The organism is Ruegeria sp. BI7 (assembly GCF_056537925.1).
In genome coordinates, this window is record NZ_JBQFSK010000008.1 from 1 (window position 1) to 20,993 (window position 20,993).

17 protein-coding genes are annotated in these 20,993 nt (G+C 57.6%); 13 read left to right on the top strand and 4 right to left on the bottom strand.

Annotated elements, in window-relative coordinates:
• The first annotated feature begins 176 nt into the window (after positions 1–176).
• From ACR0JB_RS16330 to ACR0JB_RS16345, 4 genes are all read left to right on the top strand, one after another.
• Positions 177–1,175, top strand: a complete 999-nt coding sequence (locus ACR0JB_RS16330) for a helix-turn-helix domain-containing protein (RefSeq protein WP_170397771.1) — start codon at positions 177–179, stop codon at positions 1,173–1,175.
• Between the two features lie 123 nt (positions 1,176–1,298).
• Complete coding sequence (locus tag ACR0JB_RS16335) at positions 1,299–2,864, top strand: DUF4153 domain-containing protein (RefSeq protein WP_170397773.1); 1,566 nt, start codon at positions 1,299–1,301, stop codon at positions 2,862–2,864.
• The gene (locus tag ACR0JB_RS16340; RefSeq protein WP_170397777.1) at positions 2,861–3,538 is read left to right on the top strand and encodes a response regulator transcription factor; all 678 of its coding nucleotides are present in this window, start codon (positions 2,861–2,863) and stop codon (positions 3,536–3,538) included. The genes ACR0JB_RS16335 and ACR0JB_RS16340 overlap by 4 nt, the downstream gene beginning before the upstream one ends.
• Entirely contained in the window at positions 3,535–4,509 is a 975-nt protein-coding gene (locus ACR0JB_RS16345; RefSeq protein WP_170397780.1) for a sensor histidine kinase, read from the top strand. The genes ACR0JB_RS16340 and ACR0JB_RS16345 overlap by 4 nt, the downstream gene beginning before the upstream one ends.
• 89 nt (positions 4,510–4,598) lie before the next feature.
• On the opposite strand, the gene ACR0JB_RS16350 is transcribed toward ACR0JB_RS16345, so the two are convergent.
• The 3 genes from ACR0JB_RS16350 to ACR0JB_RS16360 all read right to left on the bottom strand — a co-directional run bounded on the left by ACR0JB_RS16350 (position 4,599) and on the right by ACR0JB_RS16360 (position 10,721).
• Complete coding sequence (locus ACR0JB_RS16350; RefSeq protein WP_170398102.1) at positions 4,599–6,404, bottom strand: BCCT family transporter; 1,806 nt, start codon at positions 6,402–6,404, stop codon at positions 4,599–4,601.
• Between the two features lie 85 nt (positions 6,405–6,489).
• Positions 6,490–9,612 (bottom strand): efflux RND transporter permease subunit, encoded by a 3,123-nt coding sequence (locus ACR0JB_RS16355; protein ID WP_480790072.1) that lies wholly within the window; start codon positions 9,610–9,612, stop codon positions 6,490–6,492.
• An 8-nt stretch (positions 9,613–9,620) separates the two neighbouring features.
• Complete coding sequence (locus ACR0JB_RS16360; RefSeq protein WP_170507255.1) at positions 9,621–10,721, bottom strand: efflux RND transporter periplasmic adaptor subunit; 1,101 nt, start codon at positions 10,719–10,721, stop codon at positions 9,621–9,623.
• Positions 10,722–10,904: 183 nt separating this feature from the next.
• Between ACR0JB_RS16360 and ACR0JB_RS16365 the strand changes: the two genes are divergently transcribed.
• From ACR0JB_RS16365 to sstT, 4 genes are all read left to right on the top strand, one after another.
• Entirely contained in the window at positions 10,905–11,318 is a 414-nt protein-coding gene (locus ACR0JB_RS16365; RefSeq protein ID WP_170350944.1) for a VOC family protein, read from the top strand.
• A 19-nt stretch (positions 11,319–11,337) separates the two neighbouring features.
• Entirely contained in the window at positions 11,338–11,805 is a 468-nt protein-coding gene (locus tag ACR0JB_RS16370) for a cysteine hydrolase family protein (protein WP_170517256.1), read from the top strand.
• A gap of 38 nt (positions 11,806–11,843) precedes the next feature.
• Positions 11,844–12,359 (top strand): hypothetical protein, encoded by a 516-nt coding sequence (locus ACR0JB_RS16375; protein WP_170413383.1) that lies wholly within the window; start codon positions 11,844–11,846, stop codon positions 12,357–12,359.
• Positions 12,360–12,504: 145 nt separating this feature from the next.
• Positions 12,505–13,734, top strand: a complete 1,230-nt coding sequence (sstT, locus tag ACR0JB_RS16380; protein WP_170350941.1) for a serine/threonine transporter SstT — start codon at positions 12,505–12,507, stop codon at positions 13,732–13,734.
• 33 nt (positions 13,735–13,767) lie between these two features.
• Here the strand turns inward: sstT and ACR0JB_RS16385 are convergent, their stop codons facing one another.
• On the bottom strand, positions 13,768–15,087 hold the full coding sequence (locus tag ACR0JB_RS16385; protein ID WP_480790073.1) for a tetratricopeptide repeat protein: 1,320 nt from the start codon (positions 15,085–15,087) through the stop codon (positions 13,768–13,770).
• Positions 15,088–15,209: 122 nt separating this feature from the next.
• On the opposite strand from ACR0JB_RS16385, the gene ACR0JB_RS16390 reads away from it, so the two are divergent.
• The 5 genes from ACR0JB_RS16390 (at position 15,210) to ACR0JB_RS16410 (ending at position 20,981) form a co-directional block, all read left to right on the top strand.
• Positions 15,210–15,461 carry a hypothetical protein gene (locus ACR0JB_RS16390; RefSeq protein WP_170397792.1) on the top strand — a complete coding sequence of 84 codons (252 nt, stop codon included), beginning with the start codon at positions 15,210–15,212 and terminating at the stop codon, positions 15,459–15,461.
• Between the two features lie 10 nt (positions 15,462–15,471).
• On the top strand, positions 15,472–17,109 hold the full coding sequence (locus ACR0JB_RS16395; protein WP_170397795.1) for a sulfatase-like hydrolase/transferase: 1,638 nt from the start codon (positions 15,472–15,474) through the stop codon (positions 17,107–17,109).
• 104 nt (positions 17,110–17,213) lie between these two features.
• Complete coding sequence (locus tag ACR0JB_RS16400) at positions 17,214–18,881, top strand: sulfatase-like hydrolase/transferase (RefSeq protein ID WP_170350937.1); 1,668 nt, start codon at positions 17,214–17,216, stop codon at positions 18,879–18,881.
• A gap of 59 nt (positions 18,882–18,940) precedes the next feature.
• The gene (locus tag ACR0JB_RS16405; RefSeq protein WP_170397798.1) at positions 18,941–20,185 is read left to right on the top strand and encodes a DUF3179 domain-containing (seleno)protein; all 1,245 of its coding nucleotides are present in this window, start codon (positions 18,941–18,943) and stop codon (positions 20,183–20,185) included.
• A gap of 49 nt (positions 20,186–20,234) precedes the next feature.
• Positions 20,235–20,981 carry an outer membrane beta-barrel protein gene (locus ACR0JB_RS16410; RefSeq protein ID WP_170397801.1) on the top strand — a complete coding sequence of 249 codons (747 nt, stop codon included), beginning with the start codon at positions 20,235–20,237 and terminating at the stop codon, positions 20,979–20,981.
• Positions 20,982–20,993: the final 12 nt, after the last annotated feature.

Here is a 20,993-nt window from a genome sequence, read left to right on the forward strand (position 1 = left end):
AAATACTGGTCCCCCGTCAACCGCGTCGACAACGCATATGGCGACCGAAACCTCGTCTGCACATGCCCACCAATGGACGCATACGAAGAAGCCGCAGAATAAATCACACCCCCCGCCAAAAGGCGGGGGGTACACCGACCAAAACAACGCAGCCAAATCAGGCAGGGGGAGGAGAAATGAAACACTATGTCCTCGGCAACAACCACGTACAGTTGGCCCGAACGGCCTCTGAACGGCTGCGAAGTATCGACGTTTTTCTAAACGATCCCGAGGCCGATGGTTCGGCCGAAATGGTTACCGAGTTTTTTCATGCTCTGAATGATCTTGTCGAAGATCACACCTATACCGTCACCATTCGGAATACATCCGAAGCCTTTACTGGCGACCCCCTGTATTGGGCGGGTCGCACTGCGATTTTCTGGGGCGACATTCACAAACCCTGGCACTGCGCCAGACAGGACAAGACCCGCGTTGCGCAGATACTGAATCTGGCGTCACGCTCCATTCTGGTCGGGGGGGCTGCTCTACTGCTGGCGCACAGCGCGAAGACTGATGAGCCCCTCGCCGCCATCCATCCGAATTTCTCGGCCGCAGCGCAGGAGATCGGACTTGCCGACTGTCATAAACCCACGCACAAATCACCCGATGGGCGGGTACACAGTGCCGCGACCAAACTGAGCGCCCTGCGCCTGCTGGCGGAATTCGTAGCATTGGACCACGGTGAACATCTAGCCGAAAGTCTACGCGGCTACATTGGCCTGACCGAACCAAAACGCGGCTGTGCAAGCCAGTTGGCCAACCGCCTGATCCAACGGTCCGGGGCTGATCCGATGGTCCGGCAGGTGATCGAAAAGATGCTGAACAATGTCGAAGACCCGCTGAAAATTTCGGACCTGTCGCAGGCGCTTGGGGCCTCGACCCGTCAATTGCAGCGACGTTTTCTGAACAAGACGGGTGTCAAATTGTTAACCACCTATCGCGAGCTGCGGCTTGAGCGCGCCTACAGCTTGCTGCGCTATACCGACATGCCACAGCTTGAGATTTCAACAGCAACCGGGTTTTCATCAGCTTCTGCCCTGGGGCGGGCTTTCAGGGCGCAGTATTCCACCACGCCCGAGGCCGTTCGCAGCTGCCGATTTGCCGGAGAACTTAGGGATCACGGCGCGCTGCACTAACCTGCCAGACACCCCTTGCCGGGTCCGTAGGTCCGGGCCAATCTGCACGAATTCTGCACAACTGCTGCAAAGGTTCTGCGATCTGCCCCTGCAATCTTGAGGAAACTCAAGCAGGAGGCTGATATGCCCAATGAACTTATAATCCGGGGGGTGCCCCGCTCACTTGCCCATGATGGCTGGTGGCTGGCCAGTGAAAGCGGCACGTCGGTTGACCCAACGCCCCCGCCTGCGACCCCGGGAAACGTGCTGGACGGCGTCCGAAGGTTTCCGCGGATTACTGCACTGATCCTGCTTGTTCTGCTGGGCGATCTACTGCTCTGGGGCCACAAACCCGGGCTCTCACTGGCCCTTTTCGCTTGGTGCATCTTTGCTGCCGTCTGGGTGAACAAGCCCACCCGCTCAAAACTACTGGCGCCCGCAGTTGTGTTGATGCTGGCCACCCTGCCTTTGGTAGAACATGTCCAGCTTTTGTCGGTGACCTTCCTGATCGCGGGGCTGCTCAGCGCGATCGTGTTGTTGCAAATCCCACCAGAGGTCAAATACCGCAAACTCCTTCCCTGGCTGGCCGGTGGAGTATTGCGCCTGATCAAAAGGGTTCCGACTGCCGGGCTGAAGGAATGCGCAGCGCACGTTCGGGGATGGCGCCGTAAACCGGTAGCACATGGCGAAACCGGCCGTTCAATAGTTCATGTATTCATCCGCAACTGGGCCTTTCCGTTGGGTGGCTTCTTCGTGCTTGGGGCGTTGCTGATCAGTGCTAATCCGGTGTTGGAACATGCTTTGGTCCGAGTGCTTAAGGTCGATTTCGACCTGTTTGTGCTGATCCGCCGGATCGCGTTCTGGGGCGGGCTGGCCTTGTTGATTTGGCCGTTCCTGACAGCCCCCGCGCCGGATGCGCCTATGGCAGCCCCCACCCTAAGCTGGAACATGTCACGCCTATTGAATGCCGGATCGGTTTTCAGGGCATTGGTTCTGTTCAACCTCATGTTGGCGGCGCAGAGCATCATGGACATCTCGATCCTGTTCGGCGCCGCCGCCCTGCCCGAAGGTATGAGCCACGCCACATATGCCCATCGCGGCGCTTACCCCCTGCTGATGACGGCCTTGCTGGCCGGGGCCTTCGCACTGGCGGCGCGCCCCTTTCTTGGGCAAAGCCCAGCGTTGAAACCCTTGTTGCTTGTATGGCTGGCACAGAACGTTTTGCTGACCTTGTCCGCAGCGTTCCGGTTGGACTTGTATATCGACGCGTTTGGCCTGACTTACCTACGGATCTACGCGCTGATCTGGATGGGATTGGTGGCAATTGGGTTGGCCATGGTGGCCTGGCAGGTGCAAAGGGGGCGTTCGTCTGTCTGGTTGATCCTGCGGGTCACTATGTTGAGCGTGGGAACCCTCTATATCTGTGCGTTCATAAATTTCGCTGCGCTGATTGCGGCGGATACATTGTCGCGTGCTGCAGATTCGGATACTGCGACCCGGACCGACTGGACCTATCTGTGTGGTTTGGGGCACTCGGCCTCCAAGGCAATTTCTACCCAGATTGCCAAACAGCCGATCATGCACATTCCCGACTGGGCCCAAAGCTGTGTGCATCCTGCCCCAACCCATCCGAACTGGCGCGAATGGGGCTTTCGCACCGCACGTGTGAATGGCTATCTTACGGCGAACCCCAAAGGCGAGGCGCAATGAAAATCCTGTTGGTTGACGATGATCCCCGCCTGCGCGATCTGGCTGGTCTGGCGTTGGAACGCGCCGGCTTTCAGGTGATCACCGCCAGCGATGGCCAGATGGCCGTGACCCACGCCGCCCGCGAAGCACCGGATCTGATCGTCCTGGATATTGGCCTGCCCGAGATGGACGGGTTCGAGGTCTGCCGCCGCATCCGCGCCCGATCCGAGGTTCCGATCCTGTTCCTGACCGCGCGCGATGATGAGATTGACCGGATACTGGGCCTGGAAATGGGCGCGGATGACTATGTCACCAAACCCTTCAGCCCGCGTGAGCTGGTGGCGCGGGTGCGCGCGATCCTGAAACGTGCATCCGGGTCGCAATCCAGTCCGACCTTGACCCATGGGCGGATCACGCTGGACCCAGGCGCGCATATCTGCAGGTTGGACGGAAACGCCATATCGCTGACCGCGACCGAGTTCACTTTGCTGGCCACGCTGGTCGAACGTCCCAGTCAGGTACACACCCGCGCGCAGCTGATACAGGCGGTCTGGGGGGCGTTGTCGCAAGTCTCGGACCGTACTCTGGACAGCCATCTACGCAACTTGCGGGGTAAGCTGGCGCAGGCCGGTTGCACTGGGGTGATCGAAACTGTGCATGGTGTCGGCATTCGCATTCAGGACACCGCGGCATGAGGCCCAAGTGGCGCCCCAGCCTTGCCTTCGTGCTGGGCGGCGCCCTATGCGGCACATTGCTGTTGTCCCTGACCGGGCTGGTTGCGTTTCGGTATCTGGGACCGGAACTGGGCTATCGCAATGCCGCCGTTTTGCTGGCGGTGATCATCACGGCGGCCACGGCTGTTCTAGGCTGGTTGTTGGTGCGGCTATTGCTGCGACCGATTTTTGCGCTGGAACGTTTTGCCACGCAGGTTGTTCGGTACCCCGCCGATCCCCTCTCGCCGCCCTCACGTTTTGGCACTCAGGAGCTCGGCACCACCGCCCAGCGCGTCATCGACATGGCCGAAACCCTGCGCAACCGTGAAACCACTATCCGCAGTTTCTCGGACCATGTCACGCATGAGCTGAAGACGCCTGTTGCAACACTTAGGGTAGCGACGGAATTACTGCGCGATGATGACACGCTATCGGCTGAAAACCTGAGGCTGGTGGACCAGATTGCCGGCGCGGGCGTGCAGATGGAACAGCAGATCGACGCCATGCGTCAGGTAGCCCGCGCGCGCGAGTCGCGTCATGAGGGGGTGACCTGTCTGAACGCGGTGCAAGACGCATTGTCCAGCGATTTTCCCACTCTCGAAATGCGTTTTGACGGCGGCGATCTAATTATCCCGATTGGTTACAATGGCTTGCTGGTCGTGTTACGCCAATTGCTCGGCAACGCGCAAGAACATCGTGCGCAGGTTGTGACCCTGTCGGCAACAGGAGACGATACCGAAGTGATCCTGCGCATTAGCGATGATGGGCCAGGAATTTCCTCCGGCAATGCAGCGCGGGTATTTGATCCGTTCTTTACCACCAAACGCGATCAGGGCGGGACTGGTATGGGGCTGTCCATCGTGCGCAATACACTGCGGGCACATGGTGCGGATATCTCGTTACTACCGACACATGACGGCGCTGCTTTTTCGATCTGTTTCTCGACCAAATAGGCGCAGATCATTCCCAGGATCAGTCAGTGTTCTCGACGGTGCGAGTCGATCCAATCTGATGTGCCTCTGAAGGTCACGCTCAGATAAGATTAGGTTTCAGTCTCGTTTTCTTCGTGGCGCGCACGCCGCAGATCATTGATCATCGCCTTGGCCAGCGAGACACACATCAGCAATAAGACCACGCTAAAAGGCAGCGCACCAATGATCATGGAATTGGTCAATGCCTCAAGCCCGCCGCCCCCGGCCATCAGCAGGGTTCCAATCACCAGCGTCAGCAATCCGCCCCACAAAACACGGTGCATGACCCCGGTTTTTTCGGCCCCGCCGGACATAATCGTGTTCATCACCAGAATGCCGGAATCCGCTGACGTGACCAGAAAGGTCATGGTCAGCACCACGCACATAAAACTGATGATTATCAGCAGATGTCCCGAGATCATCTCGCTGAGCGTCACAAACAGCGTCGCCGTAGTCGAGGCCGTGAGAATGGCGCCATCGGCGTCTCCGTTCAGTTCCAGATCAATGGCCGAGCCGCCCAGAATGGTCATCCAGGCAAAACAAACCAAAGACGGTGCAACCACTGCACCAAGGATGAATTCGCGCACTGTGCGCCCACGCGAGATGCGGGCCAGAAACAGACCGACAAAAGGGGAAAAGGCAATCCACCACGCCCAATAGAAGGTCGTCCAGCCCGATTGCCAGCCGAACAGCCGCCCCGGTGTACCTGCATCATAGGCGGCCTGCTTTGTCGTGTCAGGCAGGTCGGCCACGTCCCCGCTTAACCCTGCCAAAAAGCTGTCACGCGTGTCCCAGGCATCAGTAGCGCCGGGAAACAGCTCGGCCACGAAGGGAGCGGCTTCAGGTGGCAGGGCTGCGGCATACTCGGATTGGGACATCGGGGAATGGGCCTGAAGGCTGAGCGGTATAAAATTGACGATATAGTCCACCAATGCCTGCCCATAGATCCTGATCGCAAAAGAAAACGAGCCAAAGAAAATGAACACCGCCAGAAGAATCAGTGACAGGATCAGATTGAGGTTCGAAAGGTATTTCACCCCTCGCCCCACGCCGGACACCGCCGAAAGGGTCGACATCATCATGACTAACGCCAGCGCCGCAATCAGACCAGCGGTCGAGGGTTTCATGACCCCTTCCATCAACCACTGCGCACTGGTGATCAGGAAGGCGCCGTCGACAAGCTGCGACACTCCGTACCCGATGGTCACCGCCACCCCGAGGATGGTCGCCACCACCCCCAAAATGTCGATCACGTGGCCCGCAACCCCGTTGGAATACTCGCCCAGCAGCGGCGTCAGCGCCGTTCTGATCGTCAGAGGCATGTCACGGGTATAGGCGTAATAGGCTAAGCTCAACCCTGTCACCACGTAGATGGCCCAAGCGTGGAACCCTGTATGCAGAAAGGTATAGCGATAGGCACCCTGAATCGCCTCGGCGCTTTTCGGGGCGACCTCACCAGACATGGTAAGCGGATTTGATTCCCACAGGCCCAACGGTTCCGCCGTGGCATACACCATCAACCCAACGCCCAACCCGGCCCCGAACATCATCGAAAACCACGAGAAGTTGGTGAATTCAGGCCGTTCATCGTCGCCCCCCAATCGCATGCGCCCGGTGGCAGGAAGAATAGCAACCACAAAAAGAAAGAAGGCAAACAACGCGACTGAGAGATTGTAGAAGACGTTGAACTCGCTCAGCAGCCCGGATTTCCACGACCTCAGCGTGTCATTCGCATTCAGCGGCCAGACCAACGCCCACAGGACTAGCAACGACACAGCGATCTTGCTGACCAGCGCAATCGGCAGGTTGTAGCCCTTGTAAAACCCGCTGTCCTGCCGTTCGATTTTAAGATCCGTAAAGGGGTCTTGCAGCGACATTTTGCGTGGGCCCACCTCGGTTTCCGTGCCGTTCAGCATCCGAGAAACCCCGGAAGACTGCAACAATTTTCAGGTCTTGCGGGAACTACCCGGTGGCAGCTCGCAACCCAACCAGCCATTCCCGGACAGTCTGAAACGCCGCATACAGCACCGGGATCATCAGCAGGCCTAGCGTGCTGTCCAGGATCATGCCAAACAGAACCGGATACCCCACCGAGACCCGCGCTGCCGCCCCCGCCCCGCTGGACAGAACCAGAGGCATGACGCCCACGATGAAACACAGGCCCGTCATCGTCACCGGCCGGAACCGGATTTCAGCCGCCCTTAGGGCTGCGTCTCGGATACTGGCCCCGCTTTCACGTTGCTGATTGGCAAATTCGACCACCATGATCGCCTTTTTCGCGGCCAACCCAATTAGCAGCACCATCCCCACCTGCGCAAAGATATTGCTGGTCAGGAACGGTAATACCGCCAGCGGGATCAACGCGCCCAACAGGGCAAAGACCGCCGACGTGATGATCGACAGCGGCAGAATCCAGCTTTCATACAGCACCACAAGAAACAGATAAGCCAAGACCAGCGCGGACAGCATGATGAAGGGCACAAGCCCCTGTGCCTTCACCTCTTGCTGGGTGACACCCGACCAGTCGATCCGAAACCCGCCAGGCAGCGTCTTGTCGGCAATCGCCTGCATCGCGATGATTCCGTCGCCCGAACTGACCCCTTCGGCCAATTGCGCACTGACCGAGGCCGCCGTGAACAGGTTGTAGCGCGGGATCGTGTCCGGTGCGAGGACCGGTTCGCCGCTGACGAAATTGCGCACGGGCAGCGAGTCTCCGGCGCTGTTTTTGACATAGATGTTATCCACGTCATCCAGCGTCTGACGGAATTCGGCATCGGCTGAAATCACCACCCAATAGACGCGCTCGTCCAGTATGAAGTTGTCCACGAAGTACGAGCTAAGATTGGCCTGCAACGCGGTAAAGATATCCGCCACGCTGGCGCCCAGCGTCTCGGCACGGTCTCGGTCGATGGACAGCTTGTATTGCGGGCTTTGGGCCGAGAAATCGCCATGTGCACGCGAAAACTCGGGCGCGGCATTCAGGGCGGTTACAAAGCCGTTCATTACCGCATCCAATTGTGCCCCGTCGCCTTTGCCCAGATCCAGCAGTTGGACCGAGATACCCCCTGTCGAGCCCAACCCGTGAATGGTTGGAAAGGGAAACACGTATGAGACCCCCTCTGACAATGTCGCCAGCTGTCGTTCAAGCCCATGCATGATGGCGTACCACTGCAAATCCGGACTGGTGCGTTGATCCCATGGGGTGAGCGTAACAATGGCCATGCCCACATTCGAACGCCCCCCGGCCAGCATGGAATGACCCGAGACCGTTGTGACCGCTGCAACCCCTGGCGTCTGTTCGATCAGATTGCCCACCTGCGCCATGAAAGCCTGGGTACGCTGTAACGAGGCCCCGTCCGGCAGTTCCATCGACGCCATCAGAACGCCGTTGTCTTCCTGCGGAATCAGGCCGGTGGGCACAGTTTTGAACAGATATACCGTCACGCCGACGGCCCCGGCAAACACCAGCAGCGACACCGCCATATACCGCAGCATCAGCGCCACAAGGCGCAGGTATTGGCGCCGTAGCCAGACAATCACTGCCGGAACAATCGCCAGCGGACCGATGGGCTTGCTGTCAGTTTTCAGCATCATCGCGCACAAGACCGGTGCCAACGTCAGGGCGTTCACCGCAGACAGGACAAAGGCAAAGATGATCGTCAGCGCGAACTGGAAATAGATCGTCCCCGTCACGCCGGGAAAGAAGCACACCGGCACGAACACGGCCGCCAGAACAAAGGTCGTCGCCACGATCGGCCGGTTGACCTGAGACATCGCCTTCAGGGTCGCCGCACGCGGGTCCAGCCCCTCATCCCGTAAGATACGTTCGGCGTTCTCGATGATGATGATCGCGTCATCCACCACTAGGGTAATGGCCAGAACCAAAGCGAACAGCGTGATCATGTTGGCGCTGAACCCGATGGCATAAATCAGCGCCACAGCACCCAGCAGCGACACCGGGATGGCGATGGCCGGTACGATGGTTGCACGCAGGCTGGCCAGAAACAGAAAGGTCACCGCAATCACCAGCCCCGCCGTCAGGGCCAGCGTCGTCATGATATCGCGGATCGAAACACGCACCGCGTCAGTAACGTCATAGGTGATCTCATACGACACGCCCTTGGGAAATTTCGCCGACAGATCCTTCATCAAGGCGCGCAGCGAGTCTGAAATCTCAAGCGCGTTGGCGGCGCTTTCCTGATAGACGGCGATAGTGGCCGAGTCCTTGCCGTTCAGCTTGGTCGACCCGGAATATGTGGCCGCGCCCAGCTCGATCCGAGCGATGTCCTCAAGCCGCGTGACTGACCCGTCGGGGTTCGAGGCGACAATGATCCGCCCAAATTCCTCGGCATCTCGCAGCAGCCCCTCAGCCCGCAGCTTAAACTGGAAATCGGTTCGTCCCTCGGCAAATGGCGGAGCCCCGACCTGTCCGGCGGCGGCGATGACGTTCTGATCCTCGATGGCGTCGGCAACCTCGGACGCGGTGATATTCAACGCGGCCATACGCACCGGATTGATCCAGACCCGCATGCTGTATTCCAGCTGACCGAATTGCGACACCGTCCCTACCCCCGGCAATCGCTGCAACGGGTCGTGCAGGAAATCAGCACCGAAATTGCTGAGAAACAGCTCATCCCGCGATCCATCGGGCGAGGTCAGGTTGATCACCACAATCATGTTGCCTGACCGCTTGGTAACCTCGACCCCTTGCTGCAATACGGCCGAGGGCAGTTCGGAACTGGCCAGCGCCACGCGGTTTTGCACCTCAACAGCCGCCACGTCGGGGTCAGTGCCTAGCTCAAAGGACACGTTCAGCATATAGGTGCCGTCATTCGAGCTTTTGGACGACAGCGATAACATGCCCGGAATGCCGTTCACACGCTCTTCGATGGGGGTGGCGACGGATTCAAGAATGACCTGCGCGTCCGCCCCCGGGTAAGACGTATCCACATAGATCTGCGGCGGCGTGATATGCGGGTATTCGGTAATCGGGATCAGGCGCACACAGACCGCGCCGAACAGAACCATCAGGATCGCAATCACGGCTGCAAAATGCGGCCTGTCGATGAAGTAGCGTGCGATCAAACCGGCCCCTAACCCTGACTGTCTACTGCTTTCACGACCAGCCCGTCATGTATCTTCTGAAGTCCCTGTACCACCACACGGTCGCCTTCGCTCAGCCCGGATACCACCTGAGTGCGGGTCGCTGTCTGAGTGCCGATCTCGATATTCTGCCGGTGGGTTTTGCCGTCACTGTCGACCGAAAACACAAAATAACCCTGCTTGTCGAACTGCACAGCGTTGCGCGGAACGGTCAGCACTTTGGGCTCCTCTGAACCGGCCAAACCCACGGTCACGAATTGACCGGGGATCAGCACGCCGTCAGGGTTGGCGAAACTGGCGCGTAGCTCAATCGTGTCGGTGTTCTGGCTGACGCTGTCGCCCACGAATATGACTTTGCCCGTGGAGGCATAGGTTTCCCCATCCGCCAGTTTGATGCTTGTGGTCAGTTTGATGTTGCCCGGCGTGATGCGCCCTTTGCGGCGTTCTTGCAGCAAGACCGGCTCGCTGATGTAAAAACTCACTAGCATCGGATCAACGCTGTTAACCGTTGCCAAAACCCCGGTATCGGAGCTTACCAAATTGCCCGCATCCACCGCTGACAACCCGATGCGCCCATCAATGGGACTGAGGATTTCCGTGTAATCCAAATCAATCTGCGCGATTTTCAGATCGGCCCTCGCCTCATCCACCGCAGCCTGCCCTGCGGCATAGGTTGCCAATGCCGTGTCCAAAACAGCCTGTGGGACATCTCCCTTGTCGAACAGAGCCTGCTGACGATCCAGCGCCGCCTTGTCGGTCTGCGCGCTGGCCAGCGCGCTTTTCAGCGCCGCCTGTGCGCTGTCCACACTGGCCGCGTATTTCTTCTTTTCGATGCGAAAAAGTACATCCCCTTTGGCGACTGTCCCGCCTTCGATAAAATTGACTTCTTCCAGAAACCCTTCGACACGGGCCTGCAGATCGACGCTTTGATCCGCCACGACCCGGCCAACAAACTGGGCCTTTTTCTGCAAATCCTCCAACGTCACCGGCGCGACGGTCACACTTGGCGGCGGCGCGTCGGACTGGGCCGCTGCCGGGCCCGGCAGAAACAGGGGGATCAATGCGCAAACAAACAGCTTGGTAGGGTTCATCAAGGATCCCCGGTAGTTTGTGATCCCTTCACTATCCCTGCATCCCCCAAACGGTGCAACGGTTTTCTGACTGTCACGGCGTACGCATTTCCCTGCTATATCAATCCCTTTGATACAGGGCTTGCCTGTCGCTGGTTCTTGGGATTTTCTGACGCCAACCACCAATTAAAAGGCCGGGCCTTCATGAAACTTGAATTCCATCACATCAACTTTGTCTCGGACGATGTTGAGCGGTTGCACCGTTTCTACACTCAGGTTCTGGGGTTGGCCGATATCCCGATCGAGAATTTCCCTCGGCCCGATGAGACCGACGACAAGGGCTATAGCGGCAAGATCCGCTTTGCCACCGACGGGGCCATGCAGATGCATCTGGCCGAAAAGAACCTCGACGTCGCGTTCAAACATGGTGAGACTATCAACCCTGTCGAACGCGGCCACATCGCGTTTCGCACCGATGATATCGAGGCGTTCAAAAAGCTGCTCGACGACAACGGCATTCCGTATTCGGACTATGGCACCGCATTCGCGAAAGAGTGGCACCAACTGTTCTTCTACGACCCCGAGGGCAATATCATCGAGGTTCATCAAGCGGTTTAGCCAGCATCGGAGGCATTGATTGAAACAGGCCGTATTGGTTGTCGACGTCCAACCCAGCTTTGACCCGCCTGATTGGCTGGTCGAACGCAGCCGTCTGTTGGCGACCAAATTCCCCTCGGTCGCTACCGTTGAACGCCATGACGAGGACAAAGTTCCTTTTTTTCGGCAAATTGGGTGGAAGCCACGTTCTGTCGACGAAAGCCTTGTTCAGGCAGATCATATTGTCCTGAAATACGGCTACAGTCCGCCCCTGGAAGTCATCGCACAATTTCAAAGCTGGAAAGTCGACCGTGTGCTGGTCTGTGGCATCCAGGCCGACACCTGCGTTCTTGCCGCAGGGTTCGCCCTATTTGACGCGGGCCTGCAACCGACCATAATTGCCGATACGGTTGTTGGGTCTTCGCTTGATCGCAGCGGTAAACTGGGCGTGGACCTGTGGCAGCATCATTTTGGCCAGGTGATTGATAGGCACTCGGATATTTTGTGACGTCGCAATCCCTGTCCGCATCGGAGAGGAGAGCTATTGTGACCTCGAACCCCATTTTAAGAAAAACAGCCTTTGCCATTTTTGCGGCCATCCCTTGTGCAGCATATGCAGAAGGCTTTTCACTGACCGGCCAATACGAAGGGCGCTATGCCTGTGACAGCACCACGGGTGGCGTGCCCTCAAGCTGGTCCGACCCCATGAGCGCCGGGATCGTTCAGGACGGAGACCGCATATCCATCGACCTGCGTTACACGGACAAACAAGAGCTTGGGGCTGAATACTCGCTTTATACCGGATCAGTTGTTCTGAACCCCGAGGGCACCTTGGTCAGCGGCTATTTCGAAGCCTGCGGCGGTACTTTCCCGTCGAAAGAACTTGCGCGGTTTTTTCCCGCTGCTGCAAACACGCCATTCAGTTTTTCGGTGACCAGTGTTTGGGCTTCGGATCAGGTGCCAAACCTGCCAGGCCTAACTGTTCAAACCTGCACCTGGAGCCTGCAGCGCGTGTCCACGGAAACACCCACAGTCAGGCCGTGCGAGACGGCGGCTCAATAAGCAAATATCCAATCTGGACCTATTTCTTAAGTCCAGATGTTTAAATTGGATCCAAAAGACCCATATAGCCGCAATCTTGTTAATTAACCGTGCCTGAACAGCGACAATTCCCATGTCAGGCCCCCAATCAAACTGGATGGTCCCGATGAATTTTATTCTACGCGGTAGCCTGGTTACGCAAATCATCATCGGTCTGGTAGCCGGTGCCCTTCTCGCCACCCTCTGGCCCGCTGCTGGTTCAGCCGTCGGTCTGCTGGGTGATTTCTTTGTCGACGCGCTAAAAGCCGTCGCCCCCGTTCTGGTGCTGATCCTTGTCTGCGCCGCAATCACCAACCACAAGAAAGACAGCCAGGCCCGCATGGGGCCGGTGGTGATGTTATACATTCTCGGCACGTTTGCCGCTGCACTGGTTGCAGTGGGCGCCAGTTTCCTGTTCCCCGTCTCTTTGCACCTGACTGGCACGCCCGAGCTTTTGGACGCCCCGGACGGGCTGGCAGAGGTGGTCAAGAACATCCTGTTGAAGATCGTGGACAATCCGGTGAACGCGCTGGCGCAGGCCAACTATATCGGCATTCTCGCCTGGGCCATCGGCCTTGGGCTGGTTTTCCGCCACGCCAGCGACTCAACCAAGACCCTGATGTCTGATCTGGATGGCGCGATCACCAAGATCGTGGCTGCCATCATCCGGGTTGCACCCATTGGTATCTTTGGCATCGTGGCCTCAACCATTGCTGAAACCGGCTTTGAAACGGTTGCCAGCTACGGCCAGCTGCTGTTGCTGCTGATTGGCTGCATGGCGTTCATGGCGCTGGTTGTGAACCCGCTAATCGTGTTCCTGCGCATTCGCAAGAACCCCTATCCGCTGGTCTTCACCTGCTTGAAGGAATCCGGGATCACCGCGTTCTTCATGCGCAGCTCGGCCGCCAATATTCCGGTCAACATGGAGCTGTGCCGCCGCATGAATCTGGATGAAGAGACCTATTCGGTCACCATCCCCATCGGCGCCACAATCAACATGGCCGGTGCCGCCATCACCATCACGGTGATGACACTGGCGACCGTGCACACCATGGGAATTCAGGTCGATTTCTTCTCGGCTCTGTTCCTAAGCATCATCGCTTCGGTTGCAGCCACCGGCGCGTCGGGCGTCGCGGGCGGGTCCCTGTTGCTGATCCCAATGGCCGCCAGCCTGTTCGGTATCGACAACGCAACGGCCATGCAGGTGGTCAGCATCGGGTTCATTATCGGTGTTCTTCAGGACTCGGCGGAAACCGGTCTGAACTCGTCCACCGATGTGCTGTTCACGGCGGCAGGATCGTACAAGCAAGGCGATCCCTATCCCCGCAAACTGCCGATGGAGCAGGTCGCCGCCTAAGCGGCCCTGATCCCACCCCACAACCGTCAGGTTTTACTCTGCGGTTGTGGGGTCTGCACTACCCCACCCGGCGGCGCGCATTGCCGAAGTCAGATCCCGTACAGGACCTGGATCGGCAAATACCCTAGTTTTCAACGCCTCCAAAGGAAAGTTTGGCCAGGTCCTGGCGTATAATTCGGCCAGTCTGCGTGCCTCACCCCGATCACCGTTTTTCCAATGCGCGGCCATCAGATAGGCTGTTGAAATTGGCCCGAATGGGCCGCCGCGCGCGATCGTATTCTCATAGGTTCGGATTGAGCCCGCATAGTCGCCGGTGTGAAACTGCGCCGCACCCAGCGCGTTTCCGGCCACCGACCCACCACCATCTTCAGCCAGCGCCTGATAATGCTGTGCCTGTGAAAGTACGCGTTCAAAGTCAGAAGTATAAAGCGATATCAAGGCGTCAAATTCCGCAATATGTGGATCATTGGGGGCCAGCTTGGTTGCCCTGTGAGTCAGACTGACGGCCTGATCGAAATTGCCGGCAGCGAACTCAGACCATGCTCTGGCCGACAAAGCCCAGGGCGCATCCGGGGCCAGTTCAAGTGCATGGGCGCTATTCTTATCGGCAGCGCCAAGCAACTCCTCTGCGACAGGATCGTAGAACTGCAAAATGGCAAGCATGGTTTCAACCTGCGCAGCCCCTGCATAGCCGCAGTAATACAGCGGGTCCCGCTGTATAGCCGTTTCAAACACCATCAGAGCCGGGCGGAGCCGTTGTAAATCCACAACCGGAAAAATCAGGTCCTGACCAGCGCTACACAGGTTCATCGCCTCGACCCGGGTCGGAGAAACATCGTAGATCGTGGATTGATCGCCGGTGATCGGTGGCGCATTTCGGCCGCTCAGATGCGTGGTTGCCACATAACCGCCAAGGCCCAGCAGAACCGCTCCGGTTACCGCTCCGACCAGCAGCAGGTTGCGCTTACCTCCAACCTCGGCCGCACCCGACCGAAACTCTGGCGCGTAGCTGCCGACGGGCAAGGTGATGACCACCGGGTCCGACGCGCCTTGCCCCCCGTAATACGCCTTAAGTTTGCGCCGAACGCGACCCGCGTCGACACGCACGACCCCTTCGCGTCGGGACAGGTCATCGGTGCTGTAACCATAGACGTCCATGGCAATCGTCTTGGCGCGGATTTCATCCGTGCGTCCGGCAAGCGCCTCGGTCACGACATAGGTCAGAAAGGACTGCATCCGCGCCGAACCCTTGAAATCCTTCGACGCAAGAACCCGATCAAGCGCCGACTGGATCTGTTCCTTTGGGAACGATCCTGCATCCCTCTGCGTGGTATCGTCGGTTGCGGCAGTCAAGAACTATCCTTTCAAGGTAAGGACTTGGCGGCATGCTGCTACGGTAGCATGCGGTTTAATACGTTCAAGACATATTCTTGGACAGGCATGTTTGAATGGCGAATCCAGCGGATGCCGTTACAATGACAGATGATGACTTCTTTGCAGAACAGTTTCCCGGCGCGGCACATCAATTGCAGGCTTTGCGCGCGCGAGACAAGGAGTTTGACCAAATCTGCGCCGATTACCACGAGGTACTCCGCGAGTTGGCGCTTGCCCCGCGATCCGCAGGTGGAACGCAGACCCGTTACCTCGCGGATCTGGCCGAAAGTGTCTCGGACCTGCGAAGCAGTATTGAAAAACGGCTGCACGCCCCTGACCGCACAAATGAGTGAAAGGTTGACCATGAAACTCTGTACCCTTCTGCCCCTGCTGATCCTGACCGCCAGCCCGGCCATTGCTCAGGACACCCCGATCATTCACGATGGTGAGTTCGAATACCTGCGCGCGCAGTTCGGCACTGCCTGGGACGCACAGGATGTTGAAATTGACGCCAAGCTTGCCGAAATCCGCGATGCGAATGGCGGCCAACCACCCAATTTCCTTTACATCCTGATTGATGACGTGAGCTTTGGTCAGATGGGCGACCGCAAGATGAACTACGTAATGGGGATCGAGACACCGAACATCAACCAGCTGGCAACCGAGGGTCTGTCGCTGATGCGGATGTATACTGAACCCTCCTGCACACCCACACGCACGGCAATGCTGACGGGCCGCCATCCGGTGCGAGCCGGGGTGGAAGAGGTCAAGGTGGCGCTGGTGGGCGAGGGTCTTCCGGCCTCAGAAGTAACCCTGCCAGAAATCCTGAAACAAGCGGGCTATAACACCGCTCATGTCGGCAAATGGCATCAGGGCGATATCGAACAATCCTACCCCCACAATCAGGGGTTCGACTGGGCCGCCTTCCCCCTGCACCAACAAGTACAGCTGAGCCTCATGACCCCCGAGGCGATGCGGTCCAATGCCATGCTCGGCTATGTTCCCGAAGGACAGAACAATCAGTTCCTTCTGGACGCGCGGTTCAAACCCTACGGTCTGGTCACAGGTGTCGAGGCCGAGGCGGGGGGCGTGGCCCGCGAAGTTGACATGGCGGCGGGCGAGGTTTGGACCCAGGCGAAATACGAAGACATGAACCTGCGCTATCAACAGCAAGCTCTGGAACAACTTCAGCGCGTTGCGGCTGAAGATGCGCCGTTCTTCCTGCAATACTGGCCGCTATACCCGCTAAATTTTGTCTATCCCGATCAGGCGATTTCACGGAATGGGGGCTTTCACGCGGACAAGCTGCAGCTGCTGGATGGTTGGATCGGTGATCTGTTGGACGCGCTGGAAGAAACCGGCGAAGCCGACAACACAATCGTGGTCCTGATGGCCGACAATGGCCTGATGTATCACTACGAGGGCACCTCAGGCCTGAACCAACTGATCTATCGCGGCGGCAAGACCCAGCATCTTGAGGGCGGCGTACGCACCGATGCCTTTATCCGCTGGCCCAATGTGATCGTAGCCAATAGTGCGGCGGGCGATATCTTTCACGTCTCTGATATCTACACCACAATGGCCCGGATCGCGGGGGCGACTGACTATATACCGCGCGACCGCGTAATTGACGGCATCGACCAGACCGCCCTTTTGCTGAACGGCGAAGGCCACGGACGGCGCGATTATGTCTATGTTTACGAGGGGCCGGTCCTACGGTCTGTGGTCAAGCAAGAGTTCAAGATGCACCTGCCTGCCCCCGGACAACCCGGCGCTGGCGCACCGACCTACAACATATATCGCGACCCGCGCGAACAACACCCGCTGGTGGGGTATTCCCTTTGGGCCGGGGCCTCGTTTCAGGACATGGTCAAACGCCATCAGAAAATGATCGCCAAATACCCGCATTCCGAGATTGGCACTGGCCTGCCCTATGAAGGGATCGAAAACCTGCGCCCAGAATCGGAACTGGCGCGCGAAACCTTCATGAGCTGGCAATGAGGTAAACCGTAGAAATTTAGAAATAAACATCATAATGTTTCAATGTGAGAATGCCTCGGCAGCCATAGGCCAAGAGAACATCTTGCATACAAGGGGAGTACGGAATGAAACTGGGATGGTTAATCACCTTGTCATCAGGTCTTGTGGCCACATCGGCATTGGCGCAGGAAAACCCCATTCAGCACGACGCAGAATTTTACGTTCTGCAAGCCCAGCACGCCGACCAATGGGCACAGGATGATGCTGCTGTAAACGAAGCATTGGCCGCGTTTAGGGACGGCAACGGTGGCAATCCTCCGAACATCATCAGCGTGTTGATCGATGATTTGGGCTTTGGCGACATGGGCATCCCCGAATTGAACGCAGTGCGGGGCTATGAGACGCCAAACATCAACGATTTCTCGGATCAAGCCATGCGAATGGTGCGTATGTACACCGAGCCATCATGCACGCCGACCCGTGTGGCACAGATGACTGGGCGTTTGCCGGTAAGGATGGGGATGGGCGACACCGCAGTGGATATAGCAGGGTTTGGCTTGCCCGGCGATGAGGTCACCCTACCGGAAGTTTTGAAACAGGCGGGCTATGCCACAAGCCATGTGGGAAAATGGCACATGGGGGACATCGCAGAAAGCTGGGCCATGAACCAAGGCTTTGACTACGCCCAAATGGCCGTACACCAGCAAGGACAACTAACCATTTTCAACGATGATGCCATAAAGGAACAGGTATCTGTCGCGATCCGCGATTATGACGACAAATATACTTTGGACAATTGGTTCAGACCTGATGCATCCGCGATGATGACAGTAATCGAAGGCGAGGCCGACGGACCGATCCGCGAAATCCGCATGGAAACAGGCGAACGTTGGAATGCCGCCAAATACGACGAGATGAACCAAGCCTTTCAGGACAAAACCCTGTCTGAACTTGAGCGTTTGGCCGGCGATGAAGAACCTTTCTTTCTCCAATATTGGCCAATGATTCCCCTGGATAACACGCGTGCTGGTCGTGACGGACCCGAAAGCGCCAACGGCGGGCTGTATGTCGACAAAATGCAGTTGCTGGATCAATGGCTTGGTGACTTATTCGCCAAAGTGGACGAGCTTGGGTTAACCGAGAATACCATCATTGTCGTAATGGGCGACAATGGCCATTTCACCAAATATTCTCCGCAATCAGGGTTCACCCCAATGATCTTCCGCGGTGGAAAAGCTGACACGACAGAAGGTGGTGTTCGTGTTGATGCCTTTATTCGCTGGCCGGGAATGATTGAAGAAGACGCATTGTTGAACAGCATTGTTCATGTCTCTGACATGTACACAACGTTTGCGCGGTTTGCTGGTGCGGAAGAGTTCATCCCTCGCGACCGGCTTGTCGATGGTGTGGACCAGTCGGCCGCACTTCTTTTTGCCGATGAATCCAAAGCGCGCCGGGATCACGTGATCATCTATTCGGTCGCCAAGCCCGAAGCTATCGTCAAGGATCAGCTCAAGCTCAAGCTACCGGGGCCTGGTGAAAGCCCGATTGTTGCCAAGTTCTTTGATCTCTATCGCGACACGCGTGAGGAGTATTCGGTGTCGACCGAAGTTGGTGCCTGGGGTGGACAGGAGTTCGTTCGGATTCTCGGGCGCCACAATGCGCGAAAGGAAAAATTCCCGGATACTCCTCCGGCCACGGGTGTTCCGTACGAGGGCATCGACAACATCCGCCCCGAGACACAGCAAGCGGTTGAAGCGTTCCTGGTCAAACGCCAATCGTCACAACAATAAGCTTAGACTGCCCGCAGTAATTCCGCGGGCGGCCTTTTCAACTGACAGCAGGTAAGGCGATGGCTGGAAACATAATCTTCGCACTTGGCATAGTGGTGTCGCTTGGCATTGGCTTTGTCTATTTCCGCGATCTGGGCGACATCTCGCAAATGCTGTTGAAGGTGAAGCGCGAGAATATGGTGCGGTTCATCCGGCATGAATACCGCCTGATCGGTATCGGGTTGAGCGCATTTGCCGTCTCCACGCTGACCTTTCTCTTTTTGGGTGGCGGGTCGTTCTGGTTGTGGGCTTTGTCTGCGTTGCTGGTGCTGTTCTTTTACGGCTTCCCTTTTGTCTGGGTACATCTGGGCCTGCGTAACCAGTTGAACGACGCGGCCTTCTTTCCGATCAGCGAGGCCCGCAAATATGTTGGCCCAACCGCGCCGGTCATCGTGATGGATCACAACGGCCATGCCCGCGCGCACCCGGATGCACAGATCATGCGACCTCATCTGGCCGGTGACGTCGATGGGTTGGGCGGTGAAGATGTGGTGATGACCTATTGCGCAATGGCCAACCTCGGCCAGGGATACACCCCACGGATCGAGGGCAAGCGGCTGGACCTTGAGGTGTTGGCCCAGCACGGCAACAACCTGATCCTACGCGACAATGAATCCGGCGAACCGATCCAGCATATCTATGGCTTCCGCGAGGCTGACCGCGACCCGAACGCAGATGGGCTCGCCTGCCCCCTGCGACCCGAGGCGCAGATGAAGCCCTGGCCGACATACCGGATGACGTTCCGAGGATTCCAAAAGGCCTTTCCCGACGGCGAAGTCTTTCTGAACAAACCCTCGTCCAATCCTCTGCTGCGGCTGCTGGACATGGTGACCGAGATCACCTTTGGATGGGGCATCGGCCGCCAGCATCAGGAAGAAGCACCCGTGATGGACAATATGGATCGTTCTGATGACCGGCTGCCCAACAAGACCTATGTCTGGGGGATCACAATCGGCAAGGATGCCGCCTGCTGGACGGATGATTTCGTCATCGACAACAACTGGATCGTCAACGCCACCGTCGGTGGCCGCGATGTCGTAGTCAGTTTGGACCCGAAATACGAAAGCTTGGGCGTGTGGTATAATGACAGTGGTCAGCCCGTTTCACATTGCGATTTCTGGGGTGTGTCGGACCAGGGTCAGTTGCAACGGGTAGAAACTCTGCGGGCCGGAATATTCTGGCACGTCTGGTCCGAGTTTTTCCCGGACACTGACGTAAATCGCGTCGGCTCGGGCGCAACGGACTCTGAGGACGTAGCGGCATAGGACCCATTTCGGAAACACATAATTTAAGACAGAAATAGTGAGGGACAGAATGGTACAAACCAAAAAAACAACGCTCGGCACCGTCGCAGCGGCCTTACTGACATCCGTGGCAGCACCCACCTCGGCGCAGCAGTCCGATTGGTCTTACGAGGCCACTATCTATCTGTTCATGCCCGAGACCGAGACCAGCATTGAAACCCCTCGGGGTACGCTTGACGCGACACTTAGCTTTACAGACGCGCTGGAAAACCTCGACTTTGCGTTCATGGGCGCGCTGGCGGCAACAAACGGGCAATGGAGCGTGCTGGCCGACTATAACTATACCAACTTGTCCTTTGGCGATACCGGGCCTGGCGGCGGCGACCTTGAAACTTCGGTCAAGACACAGTTCCTGACGGCCTTACTGGGTTACCGAGTGCGCAATGATCCAACCGTCAAGGTGGACCTTGCGGGCGGCTTCAGGTGGTACAGTACCGACACTGATTTCTCGCTGACACCTGTAGGAGGTCCCGCCTTTACCTCTACTGCCGACGAAAGTTGGGTCGACCCGGTGGTTGGGGTCCGGGCACGGTTTACGCTATCCGATTCATGGACCAGCACCGCTTATGTGGATTACGGAGGATTTCGCAGCGGCAGCCAGACCTGGTCGGTTCTGCTGACTGCAGACTACATCATCAACGACAGGTGGATGCTGCGGGGTGGATACCGTTACATATCTTTCGACCACGATATTGACGGCAATGATTACGAATTCGATCAATCCGGCCCGCTGATAGGTGCTACTTACCGGTTCTGAGTGCGCAATCTT

Excerpts from the sequence above, each read along its gene's own strand:
- ACR0JB_RS16330 (WP_170397771.1), top strand. The coding sequence starts at position 177 with ATGAAACACTATGTCCTCGGCAACAACCACGTACAGTTGGCCCGAACG.
- ACR0JB_RS16335 (WP_170397773.1), top strand. The coding sequence starts at position 1,299 with ATGCCCAATGAACTTATAATCCGGGGGGTGCCCCGCTCACTTGCCCAT.
- ACR0JB_RS16340 (WP_170397777.1), top strand. The coding sequence starts at position 2,861 with ATGAAAATCCTGTTGGTTGACGATGATCCCCGCCTGCGCGATCTGGCT.
- ACR0JB_RS16345 (WP_170397780.1), top strand. The coding sequence starts at position 3,535 with ATGAGGCCCAAGTGGCGCCCCAGCCTTGCCTTCGTGCTGGGCGGCGCC.
- ACR0JB_RS16350 (WP_170398102.1), bottom strand. The coding sequence starts at position 6,404 with ATGTCGCTGCAAGACCCCTTTACGGATCTTAAAATCGAACGGCAGGAC.
- ACR0JB_RS16360 (WP_170507255.1), bottom strand. The coding sequence starts at position 10,721 with ATGAACCCTACCAAGCTGTTTGTTTGCGCATTGATCCCCCTGTTTCTG.
- ACR0JB_RS16365 (WP_170350944.1), top strand. The coding sequence starts at position 10,905 with ATGAAACTTGAATTCCATCACATCAACTTTGTCTCGGACGATGTTGAG.
- sstT (WP_170350941.1), top strand. The coding sequence starts at position 12,505 with ATGAATTTTATTCTACGCGGTAGCCTGGTTACGCAAATCATCATCGGT.
- ACR0JB_RS16390 (WP_170397792.1), top strand. The coding sequence starts at position 15,210 with ATGACAGATGATGACTTCTTTGCAGAACAGTTTCCCGGCGCGGCACAT.
- ACR0JB_RS16395 (WP_170397795.1), top strand. The coding sequence starts at position 15,472 with ATGAAACTCTGTACCCTTCTGCCCCTGCTGATCCTGACCGCCAGCCCG.
- ACR0JB_RS16400 (WP_170350937.1), top strand. The coding sequence starts at position 17,214 with ATGAAACTGGGATGGTTAATCACCTTGTCATCAGGTCTTGTGGCCACA.
- ACR0JB_RS16405 (WP_170397798.1), top strand. The coding sequence starts at position 18,941 with ATGGCTGGAAACATAATCTTCGCACTTGGCATAGTGGTGTCGCTTGGC.
- ACR0JB_RS16410 (WP_170397801.1), top strand. The coding sequence starts at position 20,235 with ATGGTACAAACCAAAAAAACAACGCTCGGCACCGTCGCAGCGGCCTTA.